Source organism: Streptomyces sp. NP-1717 (assembly GCF_022695985.1).
Taxonomy (GTDB): domain Bacteria; phylum Actinomycetota; class Actinomycetes; order Streptomycetales; family Streptomycetaceae; genus Streptomyces.
In genome coordinates this window covers 1-20,100 of record NZ_JAAPBF010000064.1, presented here as the reverse complement: position 1 = coordinate 20,100, position 20,100 = coordinate 1, and the positions used below count along the sequence as shown (strand labels likewise).

At 70.9% G+C, this 20,100-nt stretch carries 17 protein-coding genes and 1 tRNA gene; 8 read left to right on the top strand and 10 right to left on the bottom strand.

Features of this window, described 5'->3' with window-relative positions; all coding sequences use genetic code 11:
• The first annotated feature begins 115 nt into the window (after positions 1 to 115).
• From GXP76_RS15990 to GXP76_RS15975, 4 genes are all read left to right on the top strand, one after another.
• A complete protein-coding gene (locus GXP76_RS15990; RefSeq protein WP_242572186.1) occupies positions 116 to 688 on the top strand; it encodes a sugar transferase in 573 nt (190 codons plus the stop codon).
• A 110-nt stretch (positions 689 to 798) separates the two neighbouring features.
• Positions 799 to 3,069, top strand: coding sequence for a (Fe-S)-binding protein (locus GXP76_RS15985; protein ID WP_242572185.1), 2,271 nt, complete (start codon positions 799 to 801; stop codon positions 3,067 to 3,069).
• 225 nt (positions 3,070 to 3,294) lie between these two features.
• Complete coding sequence (locus GXP76_RS15980; RefSeq protein ID WP_242572195.1) at positions 3,295 to 4,377, top strand: VCBS repeat-containing protein; 1,083 nt, start codon at positions 3,295 to 3,297, stop codon at positions 4,375 to 4,377.
• 138 nt (positions 4,378 to 4,515) lie between these two features.
• A complete protein-coding gene (locus GXP76_RS15975) occupies positions 4,516 to 5,475 on the top strand; it encodes a Yip1 family protein (protein WP_242572184.1) in 960 nt (319 codons plus the stop codon).
• 61 nt (positions 5,476 to 5,536) lie between these two features.
• Here GXP76_RS15975 and GXP76_RS15970 read toward each other — a convergent pair whose 3' ends face one another.
• Together GXP76_RS15970 and dcd are read right to left on the bottom strand one after the other, a co-directional pair.
• Complete coding sequence (locus GXP76_RS15970) at positions 5,537 to 6,034, bottom strand: phosphoribosyltransferase (RefSeq protein WP_242572183.1); 498 nt, start codon at positions 6,032 to 6,034, stop codon at positions 5,537 to 5,539.
• A gap of 5 nt (positions 6,035 to 6,039) precedes the next feature.
• Positions 6,040 to 6,615: a dCTP deaminase gene (gene dcd, locus GXP76_RS15965; protein ID WP_147873493.1), complete on the bottom strand. Its 576-nt coding sequence runs from the start codon at positions 6,613 to 6,615 to the stop codon at positions 6,040 to 6,042.
• 432 nt (positions 6,616 to 7,047) lie between these two features.
• Between dcd and GXP76_RS15960 the strand changes: the two genes are divergently transcribed.
• Positions 7,048 to 7,121 (top strand) — tRNA-Gly (locus tag GXP76_RS15960).
• 383 nt (positions 7,122 to 7,504) lie between these two features.
• Positions 7,505 to 7,945 carry a hypothetical protein gene (locus tag GXP76_RS15955; protein WP_242572182.1) on the top strand — a complete coding sequence of 147 codons (441 nt, stop codon included), beginning with the start codon at positions 7,505 to 7,507 and terminating at the stop codon, positions 7,943 to 7,945.
• Between the two features lie 81 nt (positions 7,946 to 8,026).
• Here GXP76_RS15955 and GXP76_RS15950 read toward each other — a convergent pair whose 3' ends face one another.
• From GXP76_RS15950 to GXP76_RS15935, 4 genes are all read right to left on the bottom strand, one after another.
• Complete coding sequence (locus GXP76_RS15950; protein WP_242572181.1) at positions 8,027 to 9,688, bottom strand: allophanate hydrolase; 1,662 nt, start codon at positions 9,686 to 9,688, stop codon at positions 8,027 to 8,029.
• 142 nt (positions 9,689 to 9,830) lie between these two features.
• Positions 9,831 to 13,385, bottom strand: coding sequence for an urea carboxylase (gene uca / locus GXP76_RS15945; RefSeq protein ID WP_242572180.1), 3,555 nt, complete (start codon positions 13,383 to 13,385; stop codon positions 9,831 to 9,833).
• Positions 13,382 to 14,041: an urea amidolyase associated protein UAAP2 gene (locus GXP76_RS15940; RefSeq protein ID WP_242572179.1), complete on the bottom strand. Its 660-nt coding sequence runs from the start codon at positions 14,039 to 14,041 to the stop codon at positions 13,382 to 13,384. The genes uca and GXP76_RS15940 overlap by 4 nt, the downstream gene beginning before the upstream one ends.
• Positions 14,038 to 14,862: an urea amidolyase associated protein UAAP1 gene (locus GXP76_RS15935; protein WP_242572178.1), complete on the bottom strand. Its 825-nt coding sequence runs from the start codon at positions 14,860 to 14,862 to the stop codon at positions 14,038 to 14,040. The genes GXP76_RS15940 and GXP76_RS15935 overlap by 4 nt, the downstream gene beginning before the upstream one ends.
• A 160-nt stretch (positions 14,863 to 15,022) precedes the next feature.
• On the opposite strand from GXP76_RS15935, the gene GXP76_RS15930 reads away from it, so the two are divergent.
• Positions 15,023 to 15,751 (top strand): TetR/AcrR family transcriptional regulator, encoded by a 729-nt coding sequence (locus GXP76_RS15930; RefSeq protein ID WP_242572177.1) that lies wholly within the window; start codon positions 15,023 to 15,025, stop codon positions 15,749 to 15,751.
• A 390-nt stretch (positions 15,752 to 16,141) separates the two neighbouring features.
• Here GXP76_RS15930 and GXP76_RS15925 read toward each other — a convergent pair whose 3' ends face one another.
• The 4 genes from GXP76_RS15925 to GXP76_RS15910 all read right to left on the bottom strand — a co-directional run bounded on the left by GXP76_RS15925 (position 16,142) and on the right by GXP76_RS15910 (position 19,474).
• On the bottom strand, positions 16,142 to 16,402 hold the full coding sequence (locus GXP76_RS15925) for a hypothetical protein (RefSeq protein ID WP_242572176.1): 261 nt from the start codon (positions 16,400 to 16,402) through the stop codon (positions 16,142 to 16,144).
• A gap of 77 nt (positions 16,403 to 16,479) precedes the next feature.
• The gene (locus tag GXP76_RS15920; protein WP_242572175.1) at positions 16,480 to 17,484 is read right to left on the bottom strand and encodes an NADP-dependent oxidoreductase; all 1,005 of its coding nucleotides are present in this window, start codon (positions 17,482 to 17,484) and stop codon (positions 16,480 to 16,482) included.
• Positions 17,485 to 17,685: 201 nt separating this feature from the next.
• Positions 17,686 to 18,741, bottom strand: coding sequence for an aldo/keto reductase (locus GXP76_RS15915; protein ID WP_242572174.1), 1,056 nt, complete (start codon positions 18,739 to 18,741; stop codon positions 17,686 to 17,688).
• 46 nt (positions 18,742 to 18,787) lie between these two features.
• Complete coding sequence (locus tag GXP76_RS15910) at positions 18,788 to 19,474, bottom strand: SDR family oxidoreductase (protein ID WP_242572173.1); 687 nt, start codon at positions 19,472 to 19,474, stop codon at positions 18,788 to 18,790.
• A 115-nt stretch (positions 19,475 to 19,589) separates the two neighbouring features.
• On the opposite strand from GXP76_RS15910, the gene GXP76_RS15905 reads away from it, so the two are divergent.
• Positions 19,590 to 20,100, top strand: a 511-nt coding sequence (locus GXP76_RS15905) for a TetR/AcrR family transcriptional regulator (RefSeq protein ID WP_242572172.1), incomplete at its 3' end; no start/stop codon positions are given.

Here is a 20,100-nt window from a genome sequence, read left to right as displayed (position 1 = left end):
GTGCGGTTCCCGCAGGTCCGCGCGCCTTCGGAACTTCTCTTCCCCGCTGCGGCACGATCGGTCGGCAGGCGCTCACAAAAGGCGCGATGTCGCATACAACGGTCAGGGAGGCCCCATGGTTCCGGACCTGGATCTGGACCCCAAACGCCTGCTCGACCTGACGCTCGGCTCACTCCTGCTGGTTCTGACCGCGCCCCTGCTGGCCGCCGCCGCCCTCACCCTCACGCTCTCCGCGCGGCACCCCGGCGGCGCCTTCACCCACGGCCGCCGCGTCGGCAAGGAAGGGCGCGTCTTCACCGTCCGCTCCCTCGCCACCCGCCGGCACCGGCTGGACCTGCTGTCGCGCCTGCCCCATGTCGTCAGCGGTGAGATGTCGCTCGTCGGCCCGGCGCCTCTCGCGCCGGGCGACCCCAGGGCCGCGGCGCCGTGGCGGCGGTCCGTACGGCCGGGCCTCACCGGCCTCGCGCAGGTGCGCCGCCGCTCGCCGATGCCGTGGGACGAGCCCGCGCTGCTCGACCAGCACTACGTGGAGCAGTACTGGATCGGCCTCGACCTGGTGATCCTCCTACGGACGCCGGCCGCCGCGCTCGCGCCGTACGACGGGGACGCCCCCGTACCGCGCATCCCCGCTCAGGGTCACCTCAGCGACACAGATCACCGCCCACGCGGCTACAGTGCGGCGGGATAACTGGGTACCCTCAGCACAAACCGATTAAGTTACCGCTTAGTAGAACCGCTTGGTAGCACCCTTCGACCTGGTGCTGCTCTTCCCACCCTCGCAGGCCCGAGGAGCCCCCAATGCAACTCGCCGCGATCATCGTGTCGCTGGTGCTGACCGTGGTCGGCGTCGCGCTCATCGGCCGAGCCGTCGCCGAGATCTACCGGTTCGTGAAGCTCGGCTCACCCGTACCGGCCGGCACTCGCACCGACGACCCCAGAGCGCGCACGATCACCCTGGCCAAGGAGTTCTTCGGCCACACGCGGATGAACCGCTGGGGCATCGTGGGCTTCGCTCACTGGTTCGTCGCGATCGGCTTCCTGACGCTCGGACTGACGATCGTCAACGCGTACGGCCAGCTCTTCCAGGCCGACTGGATCATCCCGTACATCGGCACCTTCCTGCCGTACGAGATCTACGTCGAGTTCATCGCACTCGCGACCACCGTCGGCATCCTCGTACTGATGTCGGTCCGGCTGCTGAACCTGCCCTCACGGGCCGGCCGCAAGTCGCGCTTCGCGGGCTCCACCGCCTGGCAGGCGTACTTCGTCGAGTACGTGATCCTCACCATCGGCGTCGCGATCCTGGTCCTGCGCGGTCTTGAGGGCGCGCTGCACCACGTCGACAGCTACGACCCGGCGTACTGGGCCTCGTATCCCCTGGTCCTGGCGTTCAAGGGGCTCAGCCTCGGCACACTTCAGAACCTGGTCTACCTGACCGCCATGATCAAGCTCGGCGTGACGATGATCTGGGCCATCACCCTCGGCCTCAACACCACGATGGGCGTCGCCTGGCACCGCTTCCTGGCCTTCCCGAACATCTGGTTCAAGCGCGAGGCCGACGGCGGCACGGCCCTCGGGGCGCTGCGGCCGATGGTGTCGGGCGGCAAGGAGATCGACTTCGAGGACCCGGGCGACGACGACGTCTTCGGTGTCTCGCAGGTCGAGCAGTTCTCCTGGAAGGGCATCCTCGACTTCTCCACCTGCACGGAGTGCGGTCGCTGCCAGTCGCAGTGCCCGGCCTGGAACACCGGCAAGCCCCTCTCGCCGAAGCTCCTGATCATGTCCCTGCGCGACCACGCGCACGCCAAGGCGCCGTATCTGCTGGCCGGCGGCGGCAAGTCCATGGAGGGCGAGGAGAAGGCGTCGGCGGAGCAGCTGGCCGGTGTGCCCGCCGCCGCCCTCGCGGAGGCCGAGCGGCCGCTGATCGGGACGCTGGAGGAGAACGGCGTCATCGACCCGGACGTCCTGTGGTCCTGCACCACGTGCGGCGCCTGCGTCGAGCAGTGCCCGGTCGACATCGAGCACGTCGACCACATCGTCGACATGCGCCGCTACCAGGTGATGATCGAGAGCTCGTTCCCCTCCGAGGCCGGGACGATGCTCAAGAACCTGGAGAAGAAGGGCAACCCCTGGGGCCTCCAGAAGAAGCAGCGTCTGGAGTGGACCAAGGAGGTCGACTTCGAGGTGCCGGTCGTCGGCCGGGACGTCGAGGACCTCACCGAGGTCGACTACCTGTACTGGGTCGGCTGCGCGGGCGCCCTGGAGGACCGCGCCAAGAAGACCACCAAGGCGTTCGCCGAACTCCTCCACATCGCGGGTGTGAAGTTCGCGATCATGGGCGGCGACGAGAAGTGCACGGGCGACTCGGCCCGCCGCCTGGGCAACGAGCCGCTGTTCCAGCAGCTCGGCCAGGAGAACGTGGCGATGCTGAACATGGCCTACGGGGAGGACGACGAGGATCCGGGGACGAGGAAGCCGAAGTCCTCGAAGAAGATCGTCGCGACCTGCCCGCACTGCTTCAACACCATCGCGAACGAGTACCCGCAGCTCGGCGGCGAGTACGAGGTCATCCACCACACGCAGCTCCTCCAGCACCTCGTCGACGAGGAGAAGCTGATCCCGGTGACCCCGGTCGAGGGCCTGATCACCTACCACGACCCCTGCTACCTGGGCCGGCACAACAAGGTCTACACACCGCCGCGCGAGATCATCGCGAAGGTGCCCGGCCTCCGTAACGAGGAGATGCACCGCCACAAGGAGCGCGGCTTCTGCTGCGGCGCGGGCGGCGCGCGGATGTGGATGGAGGAGCGGATCGGCAAGCGCATCAACAACGAGCGTGTGGACGAGGCGCTCTCGCTGAATCCGGACATCGTCTCGACGGCGTGCCCGTTCTGCCTGGTGATGCTGACCGACTCGGTCAACGGCAAGAAGAACGACGGCAAGGCGAAGGAATCCCTCCAGGTCGTGGACGTGGCGCAGCTGCTGCTGGACTCCGTACGGACGCCGCCGTCGGATCCGGAGGACACCCCGGAGCCCGCGGAGGAACCGGAGCCGGAGCCCGCGGCGTAACGCCTCCTCCTGAAAGAGGGCGCGCGGCCGGACCTGCCTCGGGGGCGGGTCCGGCCTCTCTTCTGCCCCTGGGACCTCCCTCGGGCGATCGGCCCGTGATCGCGATCGGTCCGTTTCCTTACCGCGACGCGCGAACTGGAGCATCATGTGGCAGCGAATGTCGTGTGGCGAGACGGATGGGTGGGTGGGGTCGTGCGCATACGCACCGGCGCTGCGAGAGCGGTGATGACCGGCGCCGGCGTCTGTACGGCACTGGCCCTGCTGCTGACCGGCTGCAGCGGCTCCGACGGGGAATCCGGCGGCGGCGCCAGGACGAAGAACGGCGACACCACACCCCTCGCCGGCGGCCCCTCCGTACCGAAGCGCCCGGTCCCGCGCGGCGACGGCAGCGAGGTCCCCGCAGACTTCAACGGCGACGGCCACCGCGACCTCGTACTGAACGACCTGGTCAAGGCCCCCGACGCGATCCAGGGTGACGACGCCGGCATCGGCATCGTGTACGGCTCCGGCTCACCGCGCGGCGTCGACCCCGCCGTACGCCAGACCCTGAGCCCCACCGCCAACGGCGCGGCCACCGACGGCGTCCTCCCGGCCGCCTTCGACGCGGCGGCCACCTGCGACCTCGACGGCGACGGCTTCGCCGACCTGGTCGTGAGCACGGACCCGCCGTACGACGGCCTCGGCCGCCCGCCCGTCCCCCTCCAGCTCCTCTTCGGCGGCCCGGACGGCATCACGGGCAAGGCCGTCGTACTCAAGATCCCCGCCAAGGCGCGCTACGGCGACGACTGGCCCGACCACCCGGTGTGCGGCGACTTCGACGGCGACGGCAGGCCGGACCTCGCCGTCTCGGCGAGCGCGGGCCAGGTGAGCTACCTGCGCGGCCCGTTCAGCCGCGCGGGCGCCCCCAAGGCGGCCACGGCCCCCATCCCCGGCGGCGGCCCGGTCCTCTACGCCCCCACGGGCAAGGCGGACACGGACGGCGACGGCTACGACGACCTCGTCCACGCCACCCGCACCCACGCGCCCGGCGAGGCCGCGAAGGGCAGGCTGCTGCTCGGCGGCCCGCAGGGACCCGGCGAGGCGGGCGGCACGTACACCTTCAAGGCCGTCGCGCTCCCGCCCGCGCCCAAGCTCCCGGGCGCCGACGGCGAGCCCACGACGGACCTCCTGGAGTCGGCGGACTTCCTCGTGACCCGCACGCACCAGGGCGAGGAGAAGGACCTGATCGCGCTGTACGCCGCCAAGAAGGGCGGGAAGGCGCCCGGGCACCCGGTGATCAGCTTCAGCACGTCGATCTTCCTCAAGTAGGGTGAAGCAACCTCCCCCTTCCCAGGTGCCGCAAGCCCCCCAGGGTTCCCTTAGGGGATGTCACAGCTCGGCCGCAAAGGCCGGCCGGTTCCGGCTCCTCCAGCACCCCGCCCGCCCGAAGCGGGTACGTTCGGTGACGTGGCTGGATTCAGGATCGGACGCGGCCGGGACAACCGCACACGCCAACAACAACCGCAGCAGCAGCCGTACGGACGGCAGGCGGCGCCCCCTCCTCAGTACGGAGGCGGACAGCCGGCACAGCCGTACGGCAGACAGCCGCACCCTCCGCGGCAGCAGTGGCCCCAGGCGGGCGCCGGACACCCCGGCCCCCAGCAGGGCGGCTACGGCTATCCCGGACCGGGTGGACACGGCGGTCAGGGGGGAGGGCACGGCGAGCCCGAGTACTTCGGCGACCCGCACAACCAGCACCACGGCGGGGGCGGGGCCCACGACCCGTACGCGAACAACCCGGGTCACACGCAGCAGTTCAGCGTGGACGAGAGCGGCTACGGAGACGGTGCGACGTACCACGCGGGCGCCGCGCCCGCCCCGTCCGGCCCGCGACTGCACTGGAAGCAGCTGCTGAGCGGCATCGTGCTGCGCCCGAACGCGACGTTCTGGCAGATGCGCGACTACCCGGTCTGGGGCCCGGCGCTCGTCGTGACGTTCCTCTACGGACTGCTGGCGATCTTCGGATTCGACGGCGCCCGCGAGGAGGCGATCAACGCCACCCTCTCGACGGCGATCCCGTACGTCCTCACGACGGCCGTCGCCTTCGTGATCGGCGGCCTGATCCTGGGCGCGGTGACGCACACGCTGGCCCGCCAGCTCGGCGGCGACGGCGCCTGGCAGCCGACGGTCGGCCTCTCGATGCTGATCATGTCGATAACGGACGCACCGCGCCTGGTCTTCGCGCTCTTCCTGGGCGGCGAGAACTCACTGGTGCAGATCCTCGGCTGGATCACCTGGGTCGCGGCGGGAGCGCTGTTCACGGTGATGGTGAGCAGGTCGCACGACCTGCCGTGGCCGAAGGCGCTGGGCGCGTCGGCGATCCAGCTGATCGCGCTGCTGTCGCTGATCAAGCTGGGCACGATCTAGCGGTCGGAGCCCGCCGTCGAGGGCGGCGGGCCCGCACGTCTCTCCTGTGCCTGTCAGGATCTCAGGAGTCGAGTATCTGCCCGCTGCGCCGCACGACGGGAGCCTCGACGCTCCAGGGGAAGTTGATCCACTCGTCGGTGCGCTGCCAGACGTACTCGCACTTCACCAGCGACTGCGTCTTCTCGTAGATGACGGCGCTGCGGACCTCGGCGACGTGATCGAGACAGAAGTCGTACACGAGCTTGAGGGTGCGCCCGGTGTCGGCGACGTCGTCGGCGATGAGGACCTTCTTGTTGGAGAAGTCGACCACGTTCGGCACCGGCGCCAGCATGACCGGCATCGCGAGGGTCGTACCGACTCCGGTGTAGAACTCCACGTTGACCAGATGGATGTTCTTGCAGTCGAGGGCGTAGGCGAGCCCGCCGGCGACGAACACCCCGCCGCGCGCGATGCTCAGGACGACATCCGGCTCGTACCCGTCGTCCGCCACGGCCTGCGCCAGCTCCCGCACGGCGACGCCGAAGCGCTCGTACGTCAGGTTCTCGCGTATGTCGTCCACGTCCTTCACACCTGCGTCCGGTGAAAGTTGAGGAAGGAGCGGGAGGCGGTGGGCCCGCGCTGCCCCTGGTAACGCGACCCGTAGCGCTCGGAGCCGTACGGGAACTCCGCCGGCGAACTCAGCCGGAACAGACACAGCTGCCCGATCTTCATGCCGGGCCAGAGCTTGATGGGCAGGGTCGCGAGATTCGACAGCTCCAGGGTCACGTGCCCGGAGAAGCCCGGGTCGATGAAACCGGCGGTCGAGTGCGTGACGAGCCCCAGACGCCCGAGACTCGACTTCCCCTCCAGCCGGGAGGCGATGTCGTCGGGCAGCGAGATGACCTCGAACGACGAGGCGAGCACGAACTCACCGGGGTGCAGGATGAACGCCTCGTCCCCGGCGGGCTCCACGGTCCGCGTCAGATCGACCTGCTCGACGGCGGGGTCGATGTGCGGGTAACGGTGGTTCTCGAACACGCGGAAGAACCGGTCGAGCCGCACGTCGATGCTCGACGGCTGCACCATCGATTCGTCGTAGGGGTCGATACGCACGCGCCCGGAATCGATCTCGGCCCGGATGTCCTTGTCTGAGAGCAGCACGCCCCGAGGATACGCAGAACGCGCGGGCCCGCCCCAACTCGGGCAGCCCCGCGCGCCCCTACCGACCACCCAGGTCAGCGCCGCCCGACCTCCACGGGCACGGCATGCCGCAACCGCGCACAACGCGGACACCGAATGAGCCGCCCGGGCCCCAGCCGCCCGTTGTCAAGCTGCTGCATCGGGAACGACGTAGTACTGAACACATGCCCTTCGGCACAGCGGACGACGGTGCGCTCCATCAAATCCATCAGGTCCCTTCCCCAAAACGCGGACGAACCCACACATTAGGGGATCAACAAACCACCCACCGAAGCGGCACTCCGACCCTGAACGCTACGCCCCAACTCCCGCGACCGACAGCGCCATCGAGCACGCGGAGTCGACAATGGGGTAGAGTGTCCACGGAAGCGCGGATGATCATCAGCGCTCCAAGCGGGTGTAGTTTAATGGTAGAACATGAGCTTCCCAAGCTCAGAGCGCGAGTTCGATTCTCGTCACCCGCTCCACGACGAAGGCCCAAGTCAGCGACTTGGGCCTCCTTTGTTGTCTAGACCTGTCTAGGCGTCTCGTGCCCGTTCCGCCCGGTGGCGACCTCGCGTTGACGCTCGGTGTCCGAGTGCTGACGGATGAGCGCGGCCTTCGGTGTGGACTGGCCGGCACGCACCATCGTGGCCCCATTGGGCCGTGAAACGGACAGCCCGATCGCGGTGCGCTCGTCGACCCACGGGCGCGCTCAGCCGACGTGGTCGTCCCGTCCTGGGGGTGCCACGCGTTTACTGGCCGCTGATCGGACTCCTGAAGCGGCGGTTCGCTAGGGTGCCAGGACGATGGCCCAGGTGGCCTTGCGACTGGTCCTGGAGATCGTGTGGTGACTCGACGAGTCAGCTTGGTGGATCTGCCGGTGACCTTTGCGCGCCCTCTCCGGCTGTTCACTTACATCATCGGGCACAGCCAACTCCTGCTCAGAGGGGAGCAGAACCACGAGCGGGGTCGCACGACAACGCTGGAAGTGGTCTTCAAGAACGTCAGTGCCCTGTCAGTCCGAGACCACTACCCCTCACTGACGATCCGCTTGGCATCCGGCGAGGAAGAGGAAGATCTGCGCGAAGCAGTTCCGGGCCCCTGGTACGACGCGCGAGCCTTCGTCCTGGGCGAGCGACTGCTGGGCGGATTCGTCGTCGCCGGCACCGTGTTCTGGGGCGAGTCCTCCGCACCGGAGACGTACAGCAGCTTCCTCATCCCTGAGTACACCTTGCCGGAACTGGAAATGGACCGGCCGTCTCCGTCCGAACCTCAGACGGTCTACGCCCCCTACCCCCACCACGGTTAGGGCGTGCTCGTTGAGTGCCCGTCCCGGCGGAGAACCACGGTCAACCACGGCCGCCGCCTCCTGCTGACGCTCCGCGCACCGTCAGCTCGTGGCCGCCAGGTAGGCCCGCCAGCCGCCGTAGGCGGTGATGTCCCGGGAGCCGTCGCCGAGCGCGGCGGGTTCGCAGAGGAAGCCGGGGACGAGCGTGCCGTCGGCCAGTTCCACCTTGCCGATCACCATGGGCTGGGGCAGCGCGGCGACAAGGCCGCCCAGGCCGTTGGCCGGTAGCTCCCAGATCTCGACCTCGACGCGCCCTCCGCGGGTGACACGTTCGAGGCCGGGCTTGGGCGGGTCGGTGGGCAGGGCGTGGAGGCGGTAGCGCGGGGCCGTGGTGGTGGTGCGTACGAAGTGGGCCCCGTGGGAGAGGAGTTGGGGGTTGAGGGGCTGACCGGTGAGGTGGGCGCCGGCCACCGCGATGCGGGTGGCCGGGGTGAGCAGGGCGGCGATCCGGGCCAGACGCTCGTCGGTGTGCGCGTGGCCGATGAGCATGACGCCGAAGGGGAGTCCGGAGACCGTACCGCCGGGGACGGCCACCGCGGCCATGCCGAAGAGGTTGGTGGAGTTGGTGAATCGTCCCAGCCGGGCGTTGGCACCGAGAAGATCGGCGGCGACGGCGGCGAGGGTGGGGTGGCCCGGCGTGGTGGGCAGCAGCAGGGCGTCCGCATCGCCCAGCGAGGCGAGGGCGCGGGAGCGCAGTCCGGCCAGCCGGGCGCGGTCGGTGAAGAGGCGGTGGGCCGGGATGTCACGGGCGCGGCGGATGATCCCGGCCACGGTCGGGTCGAGGTCCGGCGCGTCCGTGCCCAGCGCTTCGATGAACTCCCCCACCGCCGCGTAGCGTTCGGCGACGAACGCCCCGTCGTACAGCAGCGTCGCGGCGTCGAGGAACGGGGCCGGGTCGACGGTGCGCAGGACGGCCCCGGCCGCTTCCAGTCGTACGGCGGCCGACCGGTACGCCTCGTCCCAGCCGGGGTCGAGTTCGCCGAGCGCGGCCGGGTCCGGGACCGCGATCCGCCACGGGCCCGGCGCCCGTGCGGGGGCGGCCACGGCCGGACCCGTGATCAGGTGGCCGAGCGCCTGCTCCGCCTCCGGCAGGGTGCGGGCGAAGACGCTGACGCAGTCGAGGCTCGCGCACGCGGGAACGACTCCCTCGGTGGACACCAGGCGCGGCGTGGGCTTGAGGCCCACGATGCCGTTGAAGGCGGCGGGCACACGTCCGGAGCCCGCGGTGTCCGTCCCGAGGGCGAGGTCGGCCATCCCGAGCGCCACGGCCACGGCGGAGCCGGAGCTGGAGCCGCCGCTGATCCGCGCCGGGTCGACGGCGCCCCGCACGGCCCCGTGGACCGGTGAGCGCGTCCCCGTCAGGCCGGTCGCGAACTGGTCGAGGTTGGTGGTGCCGAGGACGATCGCGCCCGCCGCCCTGAGGCGGGCCACGGCAGGCGCGTCGTGGTCGGGCGTGTAGGCGTAGGCGGGGCAGCCGGCGGTGGTGGGCAGGCCGGCCACGTCGATGTTGCCCTTGACGGCCAGGAGGCGCCCGGCCAGCGGCAGGTGCTCGCCCGCGGCGAGGCGGGCATCCAGAGTCCGCGCCTCGGTCTCCACCTCGTCCCGCGGGCGGAGGTCGATCCAGATCTCGGGCCGGTCGGCACGGGCGATGAGGTCGTGGGCGGCGCGGACACGGAGCACGACGGGGCCTGGTGCGGTGGTCACGGGGTTGACTGCCTTTCGACGCGTGCGTGCTGACGGGTGTATCCGGGTCGACGCGTGCGTGCCGACGGGTGCATCCGGGCGGAGCCGTCCTCGTACCCCGCGTCCCAGGGACAGCCGTCGGCGGACCCCGGGACGGACGCGGTCAGGTCGCCGGGGCGAGAACGACGAGAGGTGTACCCGGCTCGACCTGGGCGCCGGGGACGGTGAGGACATCCAGGACGACGCCGTCCGTCGGCGCCCGGACAGGGGATTCCATCTTCATCGCCTCCAGGGTGAGCAGGTGCTGACCGGCTGTCACCCGGTCGCCCGGCGCCACGGCGACCTGCCAGACGCCGGCCGCGAACTCCGCCTCCACCAGGTGGCCGCCGGGAGGGACGGAGACGGCCGCGAGTGACTCGGGGGCCATGGTGGCCCGTTCGGCGCGGGAGAACTCGCCGCTCGCCTCCCAAGCCTCCCGCTCAGCCCCGAACGCGGCCGCCTGCCGCGCCCGGAAATCGGCGATGGAAGCGGCGTTCTCGGCCAGGAATCGACGGTGCTCGGCCAGGGAGAAGGTGCCCTCCTCGATGTGCGGGGTGAAGCGGCCGGCCGCCATGTCCGCACGCAGATCGAGGAGTTCGCCGGCCTCGACGGGGTACCACGTGATGCGGTCGAAGAACCGCAGCAGCCAGGGCGAGCCGGGCCGGAAGGCGCCGCGCTGCTGCCATGTGGACCAGACCTGCGTGGTGCGGCCCACGAACTGGTAGCCGCCGGGGCCCTCCATGCCGTAGACGCAGAGGTAGGCGCCGCCGATACCGACGGAGTTCTCGGCGGTCCAGGTACGCGCCGGGTTGTACTTGGTGGTGACGAGGCGGTGGCGCGGGTCGAGGGGCGTGGCGACGGGGGCACCGAGGTAGACGTCGCCCAGTCCGAGCACCAGGTACTCGGCGCCGAAGACGGTCCGGTACACGTCCGACACGTCCGCGAGTCCGTTGATACGGCGGATGAACTCGATGTTCCAGGGGCACCAGGGCGCGTCGTCGCGAACGCCCGCCATGTAGCGGGCGATGGCCTCGCGGGTCGCGGGGTCGTCCCACGACAGGGGCAGCCGCACCGTACGGGAGGGAACGACGAGTTCCTCGGTGGGCGGCAGGGCCCGTACGACGGCGGCCACCTCGTCCAGCAGCCGGCCCTGGTCGAGCACGTCGGGATCCACGCGGATCTGTAGCGAGCGGATGCCCGGGGTCAGGTCCGTGACGCCGGTCAGGCGCGCCGCGGCGACGGCTTCCATCAGGGCGTGGACGCGCAGCCGGAGTGCGAGGTCGAGCTGGAGAGGCCCGAACTCGACGAGCAGGTTGTCGTCACCGCCGCGTCGGTAGGTGACGTCGTCGTGCCGGGCGAGGACGCCGCCGTCCACGACGGCCGCGCGGTCGGCGGCGACCGGGGCGTGGGGTGCGCGGCGCAGCGCGGCGGCCGTCCGCGGTGTGACGGGCACGAACCGGACCGTGTCGCCGGGCCTGAGCTGCCCGAGCTTCCAGCGCTGCGCGGTGACGACGGTGGCGGGGCAGACGAAGCCGCCGAGGGAGGGACCGTCGGGGCCCAGCAGCACCGGCATGTCGCCGGTGTAGTCGACGCCGCCCACCGAATAGGGCGTGTCGTGGATGTTGGAGGGGTGCAGACCCGCCTCGCCGCCGTCGGTGCGGGCCCAGCGCGGCGCGGGTCCCACCAGGCGCACGCCGGTGCGGGCCGAGTTGAAGTGGACCGTCCAGTCGGCGGCGTGGAAGACGTGTATGTCGTCCTCGGTGAAGAACTCGGGCGCCGCGTGCGGTCCTTCGGTGACGGCGATGTCCCAGGACGTGGTGAGGACGGGCCGCCGCGCGTGCGGCACCGGCGCGGTACCGGCGGTGCGGGCCTCGCCGCCGTGCAGGACGTCCCCGGTACGCAGCGTCCGGCCGCCGTGTCCTCCGAACCGTCCCAGGGTGAACGTGGCGGCGCTGCCGAGGTAGGCCGGCACGTCAAGACCGCCCGCGACCAGGACGTACGTGCGCAGCCCGGCCTCCCGCGGAGTGCCCACGGCCAGGACGGCCCCGGCGGACAGGGTGAGCGGCTGCCACTGCGGGGCGGGCGCACCGTCCACGGTGACCTCGCAGGGGGCGCCCGTGACGCACACCGTGGTGGGGTGGCTGAAGCGCAGGCTCGGGCCCTGGAGGGTGCATTCGAGGCCGGGTGCGCCCTCGTCGTTGCCGAGCGCCCGATTGCCGAGGCGGAACGACAGGTCGTCCATGGGGCCGCTGGGCGGGATGCCCACCTGCCAGTGGCCGGTGCGGCCGGGCCAGTCCTGGACCGTGGTGTGGGTGCCGCCGGCGAGAATGTCGACGCGCCGCGCCGGGTCGGTGACCGTACCGAGCGTGGCGGTGGTGTGGCGGGCGGCCGCGACCCTGGGGTCGGCGAGTGCGGCGCGTACGAGTCCGAGGTTGGTCTCGATGCCGCTGACGCGGGTCGCGGCCAGCGCGGTGTCGAGCCGGGCGAGCGCCTCGGCACGGTCGGCGCCGTGTGCGACGATCTTCGCGAGCAGCGGATCGTAGGCGGTGGTGATCTCCGTGCCGGACTCCACCCAGGTGTCGACGCGGACGCCCGGAGGCAGTACGACTTCGGTGAGCAGCCCGGCGCTCGGGCGGTGGTCCTTGGCCGGGTCCTCCGCGTACAGGCGCGCCTCCACGGCGTGTCCGCGCGGCGCACCCGGCTCGCGGACCACCCCGGTGTCGCCCTGCGCCAGCCGCAGCATCCACTCCACCAGGTCGACTCCGTGAACCGCCTCGGTGACCGGATGTTCCACCTGAAGCCGCGTGTTGACCTCCAGGAAGTACGCCTCGTCCGCCGTCGCGTCGTACACGAACTCCACGGTGCCCGCGGAGCGGTAGCCCACGGAGGCGCACAACTGCCGTGCGGCGTCGGCGAGCCGGGCCCGCACCCCGTCGGGCAGGCCGGGTGCCGGAGCCTCCTCGACGACCTTCTGGTTGCGGCGCTGCAGGGAGCAGTCCCGGTCCCCGAGGGTGACGACGTGTCCCCGGCCGTCGCCGAAGACCTGTACCTCGATGTGGCGCGCGTGCTCGACGAGCCGTTCCAGGAAGACGCCGGCGGTGGCGAACGACCCGGCGGCCACCCGTTGGACCCGGTCCCAGGCGTCGGCCAGTTCCCCGGGGGTGCGGCAGGCGCTCATGCCGATGCCTCCGCCCCCGCCGGTGGCCTTCAGCATGACGGGGTAGCCGATGTGCTCGGCCGCCGCCAGGGCGTCGTCCACGCGGGCAAGCAGTCCGGTGCCGGGTGCCGACGGGACGCCGGCGGCCTCGGCGGCGGCCCGTGCGGTGTGTTTGGTGCCGAAGAGGTCGAGGTGTTCGGGCGCGGGTCCGACGAAGGCGATGCCGGCGGCCTCGCACCGGCGGGCGAACGCGGCGTCCTCGGAGAGGAACCCGTAGCCCGGGTGGACGGCGCCGGCGCCGCTGTCCTTCGCGGCGCGCAGCACCAGGTCCGCGTCAAGGTAGGACTCCTTGGCGGGGGCGGGTCCCAGGCGTAACGCCTCGTCGGCGAGGCGCACGTGGGCGCTGCCGCGATCGGGGTCGGAGAAGACCGCCACCGTGCGCAGGCCCATGCGCCGGGCCGAGCGGATGATGCGTGCGGCGATCTCGCCCCGGTTGGCCACGAGGACCGTGTCGAAGGTCATGCCGCTCCCCCGGTGGCACCGGCGACGGGGGGCGGGGGGCTGACGGTGATCTCCACGGCGGTCGGGGTGAACCCGTTGCAGGGGTTGTTGATCTGGGGACAGTTGGAGACCAGCACCAGCACGTCGGCGTCGGCCCGCAGGACCACGCGCAGGCCGGGCGCCGAGATGCCGTCGACGATGCCGAGCGTGCCGTCCTTCTCGACGGGCACGTTCATGTACCAGTTGACGTTGCCGACCAGGTCGCGCTTGCCGAGTCCGTGTCGGGCGCCCTCGATGAGGAAGTTGTCGACGCAGGCGTGCTGAGGGTACGTATGGTGCCCGTAGCGCAGGGTGTTGGACTCCTTGGAGCAGGCACCGCCCAGGGTGTCGTGGCGGCCGCAGGTGTCCTCGACCACGGTCATCAGCGGCGCGTGCTCGTTCGACATCAGCCTGGAGCCGGTGGTGAGGAAGACGTTTCCCTGAGCCTGGATCGTGTCGGGCGCGCTGTAGCGCACGGCGGTGTCGTGGGCGTCGTACACGAGGAAGTCGACGGCCTGGTTGCCGTGCAGGTCGGTGATGGTGAGCAGGTCGCCGGAGCGGACGACGGCGGACCAGGGCGCGCGCGGCGGCACCACGGTCCTCGTCCGCACCTCGGCGGGGAGGACGACCGGTGTCATGCGAGCCCCCTGGCGGCGAGAAAAGCGGTGGTGTTGAGGAAGGCGCGGCGTGCCTCGGGGGTGGCGTCCCAGAGCACGTCGCCCTGCTGGGTGGGGCGGGCGTGCCAGGCGAGCACCTCAAGCGGGCCGCAGGTGTACCGCGGGCGCGGGTCGCAGGGGTGCGGCACGTTGGCGAGGAGGACGATGACGTCCTGCTCGGCGCGCAGGGTCACCGATGCGCCGGGACCGGCGGAGCCGGTGAACTCCACGGCACCGTCGTCCGCCACCCGGGCGCCTTGGAAGAAGGAGACGGACGGCGGCAGGTCGCGGGGGCTCAGGCCGTTCTTGAGGCCGGCGAGCGTGAGCAGTTCGCGCCCTGCGGGGGTGGCCGAGTGCGGTGAACCGTCCCCGTAGCGCTCGGTGTTGCGCCGGAGGGTGGAGGTGCCGCACAGGGCGTCGTGGCGGCCCGAGGTGTCGGCGACCACTGAGGCCAGCACCCGGCCCTGGTCGGACAGGAGCAGCCGTCCCTCCGCGAGGTAGGCGTTCCATTGCACTTTCACTGTGTCGGCCGCGTTCAGGCGTTCCCACGGCCGTCCGGCCGCGTTCAGCAGCAGGTGTCCGCAAGCCTCTCCGCCCACGTCTGTCAGGCGCAGTTCGGTGCCCCGGGCAAGGACTTGGTGGGTGTAGGAGCCACCGGCGACGGTCTCGGCCCAGACCAGGCGTCCGGCCTCTCGCGGCGGGTCGGGCCAGTCCGTCGCCGGCACCACCGGCATGGCCTCGGCGCGCCGTCCCTCCTGTGAGCGGGCATGGGCGCGCGCTTCGCGTGTGGTGCCTGTCGCCATCACTCCACCTCCGACCGTCCGAGCCCTTTTCTGTCGTGCGACAGAAATTAGGGGCGGGTGGATTCCGGGCGGTTGCCTGGGCATTGCGGCCCTGTTACCGCACCCTCGCCGGCACGTGCTGCCCGGACGCGCGGAGGGCGGTGTGTGCCAGGATCGCCCCATGGACATCCCGGCAACGGCCCTCGACGCGGGGCGCGGTGCCCCGCTCCCGGTGCAGGGTGCCCGCCGTGCGGGACGGCCGCGCGCCGCCCCGCGACCCGCGAGCGGCTTGTCCCCGCGCGAGGAACTCCTCGCCGCGGCAGCCGAGTTGTTCACCCGACACGGGTACGCCGCCACGACGACGCGGGCGGTGGCGGAGCGGGCCGGAATGCGACAGGCGACGATGTACCACTACATCGGCGGCAAACAGGACCTGCTCGCCGAGCTGTTGGAGGGCACGGTCACCCCGTCCCTGGTCCTCGCGGGCCGCCTGCTCGGCGAGGCCGCACAGGTGCCGGCCGAGGCCCGGCTGTGGTATCTGTGCAGGTCGGACGTGACCCTGCTGTGCTCAGGGCCGCACAACCTCGGCGCCCTGTACCTGCTTCCCGAAGTCCGCGGCGAGCGCTTCGCCGGCTTCCACGAGGCCCGGCACCGCCTCAAGGACGCCTACGGGCAACTGCTCGCGTCCACCGGTGTGCGCTGGGTGTCGGGTGATCCCCACTCGCTGCGCACGGACCTCGTGTTCGGTCTCATCGAGGGCGTCATCCTCGTCCACCGCTCCGCGCCGAGGCGTCGAGTGGAGAGCTTCGCCTCGGCGGCGGCGGACGCCGCCCTGCGCGTCGCCGGGGTGCCCGACGACGCGCTCGCGGTGGTACGGGAGGCGGCCGCGGAGCTCGCGGGACTCGAGTGAGGACGGCGCCGCGGCGCCCGGCCACCCGACCGGCGATACGGCAGCGGCGGACGCCTCCGTCGCGGGGCGGCGACCGGCCCGGCGGAGACGCGGATGGGCAGCGTGGGCTGCGCCGACGCCGTCGGCCCGACTGCCTCCGCCTGCCCGGTGCGGGTCCGGGTCCGGATCCGCCACCACCGGCGGGCCGCGGCCCAGCACGACCGTCGCGACGACAAGGACGCCCAGGTGTGCCGTCTCCCTCAGCGTGCGCACACCCTGCGCTCCGAAGAACTGCCTGATGACTGCCGCCAGGCCCTCGGACACCTGCGGCGAACGGCCCGGCTCGTCAACGACCTGCTGGAGCGGCTCGCGGAGACCAGGACCGTAAGGAAGTCGCATGAACCACCGCCGCTACCGCTCCTGTTCGCATCCTCGTCGGAAGGTGTCCTCGTAAATGATCACTGACGAATCCGACTCTCCGCGCTGGAGAGCGTTCCTCGCTCGGGGGTCCCAGTTGTCCGGAACCGCGGCCAGGTGATGGAGCAGGACCAGGGGTACGGCGCCCTCGGGTCCGAGCTGCCGGTGGACGAAGTCGACGCCGTCCACGGACACGGAACGCGTCGGTGAGTCCTTGTACGTCGAGGGGGCGGGGGAACTGTGGGGAGCACTCATGACCAGGTCCTTCGGGGGGACGGGTTCTTGTCGTGGCTGGAGGAGGTCTTCGTCGGACGTCCTGGGTGGCCTGGTCCTCACGTCATCGTGATCACGACCTTGCCGGACTTCGCGCGCCCCTTCTCGACGTACTCCATGGCCTCCCGGGTCTGATCGAACGGGAAGACCCGGTCGACGACGGGACGGATCTTCCCCGCGTCGACAAGCATGGTGAGTTCGCGCAACTCGTCGCCGCTGGCCTTCATGAACAGAAACGAGTACGACACGTGGCGGCGCTTGGCACGAAGCCGGATCCGGAGGCTCAAAGCGCTCATCACGAGTTGGAGGGCCGGGTTCGCCCCCAGCTCGCGGGCGAAGGCCGCGTCGGGAGGGCCCGCGAGGCTGATGATCTTCCCGCCGGGCTTGAGGACCTTGAGGGACTTTTCGAGCGTCTCGCCGCCGAGGGTGTCCACGACGACGTCGTAGCCGTCGAGGACGGTCTCGAAATCCTGGTTCTTGTAGTCGACGACGACGTCCGCGCCGAGCCCCTTCACCAGGTCGACCTTGGCCGCGCTCGCGGTGGTGGCCACGTACGCGCCCATCTCCTTAGCCAGTTGGACGGCGATGGTGCCGAAGCCGCCGGCGCCCGCGTGGATCAGGACCTTCTGCCCCGGTTGCACCTGTGCCCGCCCGATCAGCGCCTGCCACGATGCCAGGGCGACCAGGGGAAGGGACGCGGCCTCCTCCATGGTGAGCGCGGCCGGTTTGACCGCCACGTCGTCCTGGTGGACGGCGATGAGTTCGGCGAACGTGCCGATGCGGTCCTTGTCCGGGCGCGCGTAGACCTCGTCGCCCACCTCGAACCGGGTGACGGCCGGCCCCACCTGGACCACCACACCGGCGAAGTCGTTGCCCAGGACGAGCGGGAGACGGTACGACAGGATCGCCTTGAAATCTCCGTCGCGGATTCTGAGGTCCAGCGGGTTGACGCTCGCCGCGTGGATCCGGACCAGGACATCGTCGGCACCCACCCGCGGGTCCGGTGCCTCGGCGATGCGGCCGCCGTCCGGGCCGCCGTACTGCTCGATGGTGAAGGCCCTCATCGTCGTCTCCCGTCTCAGAGGGGGCGTGGTCGTCGTTGTTCTTCCTGGCCCACCCCCTACAGGCACGAGACACCCTGTCCCCTGCGTGCCGGCCAGAAGCGGCTCATCGCCGGTGCGGCGTACGGAGATCACCGGCATGGCGCCGCTCGGGCGGGGAGGCAGCGGCGCCAGGCGCCGGTAACCGCCTGGTGTGCCAGGGCGTCAGGCCGGGGGTGTCGCCGGGCTGATGACGCGGCTGGAGTCGCCCCCCTGGGTGCCGCCCAGAGAACCGGCGATCTTGTCGTGGGGCGCTCCGAGCTCAACCGCGCTGACCTCGGACAGGCGGCTGTACTGCTCAGCGGTCAGCTGAACGTCGAGGGCGCTCAGGTAGCTGTCGAGCTGGGTGAGACTGCGCGGGCCGATGATGGGGACGAGCGTGGTCGCGGACCGGGCTGCGTGCTCCCGTACCCAGGCCACAGCGATCTGGGCAGGTGCGATGCCGGTCTCCTCGGCGAGGGTCAGGACGGCGTCGACGACGGCGGTCTTCTGGTCGGTGCTCTCGGTGTGGATGACCGCGCCCAGGTCGGTCAGACGTCCCTCGTTGCCACCGCGGTACTTGCCTGTGAGCAGCCCGCCGCCCAGCGGCGACCACAGCGCGGCGCCGAGCCCGAGGCTCTCGGCCATCGGCAGCAGCTCACGGTCGGCGGTCCGCTCGACAAGGCTGTACTCGGTCTGGATGCCCACGATGGGCGCCCGGTCCTTCAGGTCCGCCAGGGTCACCGCCCGCGAGACGCGCCAGGCGGGAAAGTTGGACAGGGCCGCGTGGTGGATCTTGCCGGAGCTGACCAGGTCGTCGAGTCCGCGCAGGAGCTCCTCGATGGGCGTGAGCTGGTCGGGGAAGTGGACCCAGAGCAGGTCGATGTAGTCGGTGCCCAGGCGTTTCAGGCTGGCCTCCACCGAGGCGACCAGGGCCTTACGGCTGTTGCCCGTCGTGGAGATGTCCGGCTGCGGCGAGGCACCCAGAGCAAACTTGGTGGCCAGCACGAAGTGGTCCCGGTCGGCCGCGATGAACTTCCCCGTCAGCTCCTCCGACTCACCGAACTGGTAGGCGTCCGAGGTGTCGAGGAAGGTGCCGCCGGCCTCGGCGAACCGGTCGAAGACACGGCGGGCCTCATCGGGCTCGGCACCGGCGCCCCACCGGGTCCCGAAGTTCGCCGCGCCGAGCGCGTACTCCGACACGCGCAGTCCGGTCCGGTGTCCGAAGGTCGTGTAACGCATGAGGAATCCTTACGTTGATCGGGCAGGCAGGTGCTGGGAGTCGGGCTCACGCCTGGTTCGGCAGATGGGACAGGCTCTGCCTGACCTGCTGGGTGACCGTGTCGGCGAGAATCTCGTGCAGGCCCGTCTCGATGCCGACCAGGGCTTCTTCAGCGACATCGGCGGGACTGACCTTCTGGCCGGCGGGAACGCCCGCGGCCATGTCGGTGTCCATGTATCCGACGTGCAGCGCCGAGACGGTGATATTGCGGGGTGCCAGCTCCTGCCGGGAAGCGTCGGACAGTGCCCACGCGGCTGCCTTCGCCGCGGCGTAGGACCCGAGGCCGGCCGGGTGCAGCCAGGACAGGACCGACAGGACGTTGAGTACGGCGCCGCCGCCATTGGTCTCGATGACGGGCGCGAAAGCCCGCGTCATGAGGAGAGGGCCGAAGAAGTTCGTCTCCATCTCCAGCCTCACCGAGTCCAGGTCGCCCGCGACGAGCGGGGCACCGGTGGAGATGCCCGCGTTGTTCACCAGCAGCGTCGCGTCGAACGCGATGCGGGCAGCCGTGCGGACCGAGTCCTCGTCCGTCAGGTCCAGCCGCAGCGGAATCACTCCCGGCGAATCCACCGTCTCAGGACGGCGCGCCGCCCCGTACACCTTCGCGCCGCGCTCCACGAGCCGTACGGCCAGATGCCGCCCGAGCCCCCGGTTGGCCCCCGTCACCACCGCGACCGCGTCCTTCAGATCCATGTCCGCTCCCAGCGTGCGGGCCACCAGAAAGCGACACGCACCATTTAGATTTCAACAACAATCTAAAGCGTAGTCTAAGATAGATGGCGATCGACATCAAAAGGGGAGGTGGCTCATGGGCCGCGTATCGCAGGCGCAAGCAGAGGAGAACCGTCGACGGGTCGTGGAGACCGCCTCCGGGCTTTTCCGGGAACAGGGCACCCACGTCAGCGTCGCCGACCTCATGAAGGCCGCCGGCCTCACCCACGGCGGCTTCTACAAGCAGTTCGCCTCCAAGGAGGCGCTCATCGACGAAGCCACCGCCCACGCGTTCGGAAAGCTCACCCAGCTCCGCGAGGAAGGACTTGACCAGCACGCCGGACAGCGCGACGCCGCCCAGCAGGCACTGATCGACACCTACCTCTCCACCGAGCACCGGGACAGCGCCGCTGACGGGTGCCCCGTCGCCGCGCTGGCCGCCGACATCGCGCGCGGACCCGCCGACCGTGAGGCCCGCCGTATCTACACCAAAGGGGTGAGTGACTTCGCCGACTGGCTCACCACCGAGGACCAGGACGGCATCACTCGACTGTGCACCATGCTCGGCGCTCTCCTCCTGGCCCGCGCCACCCAGGACTCACCGCTCT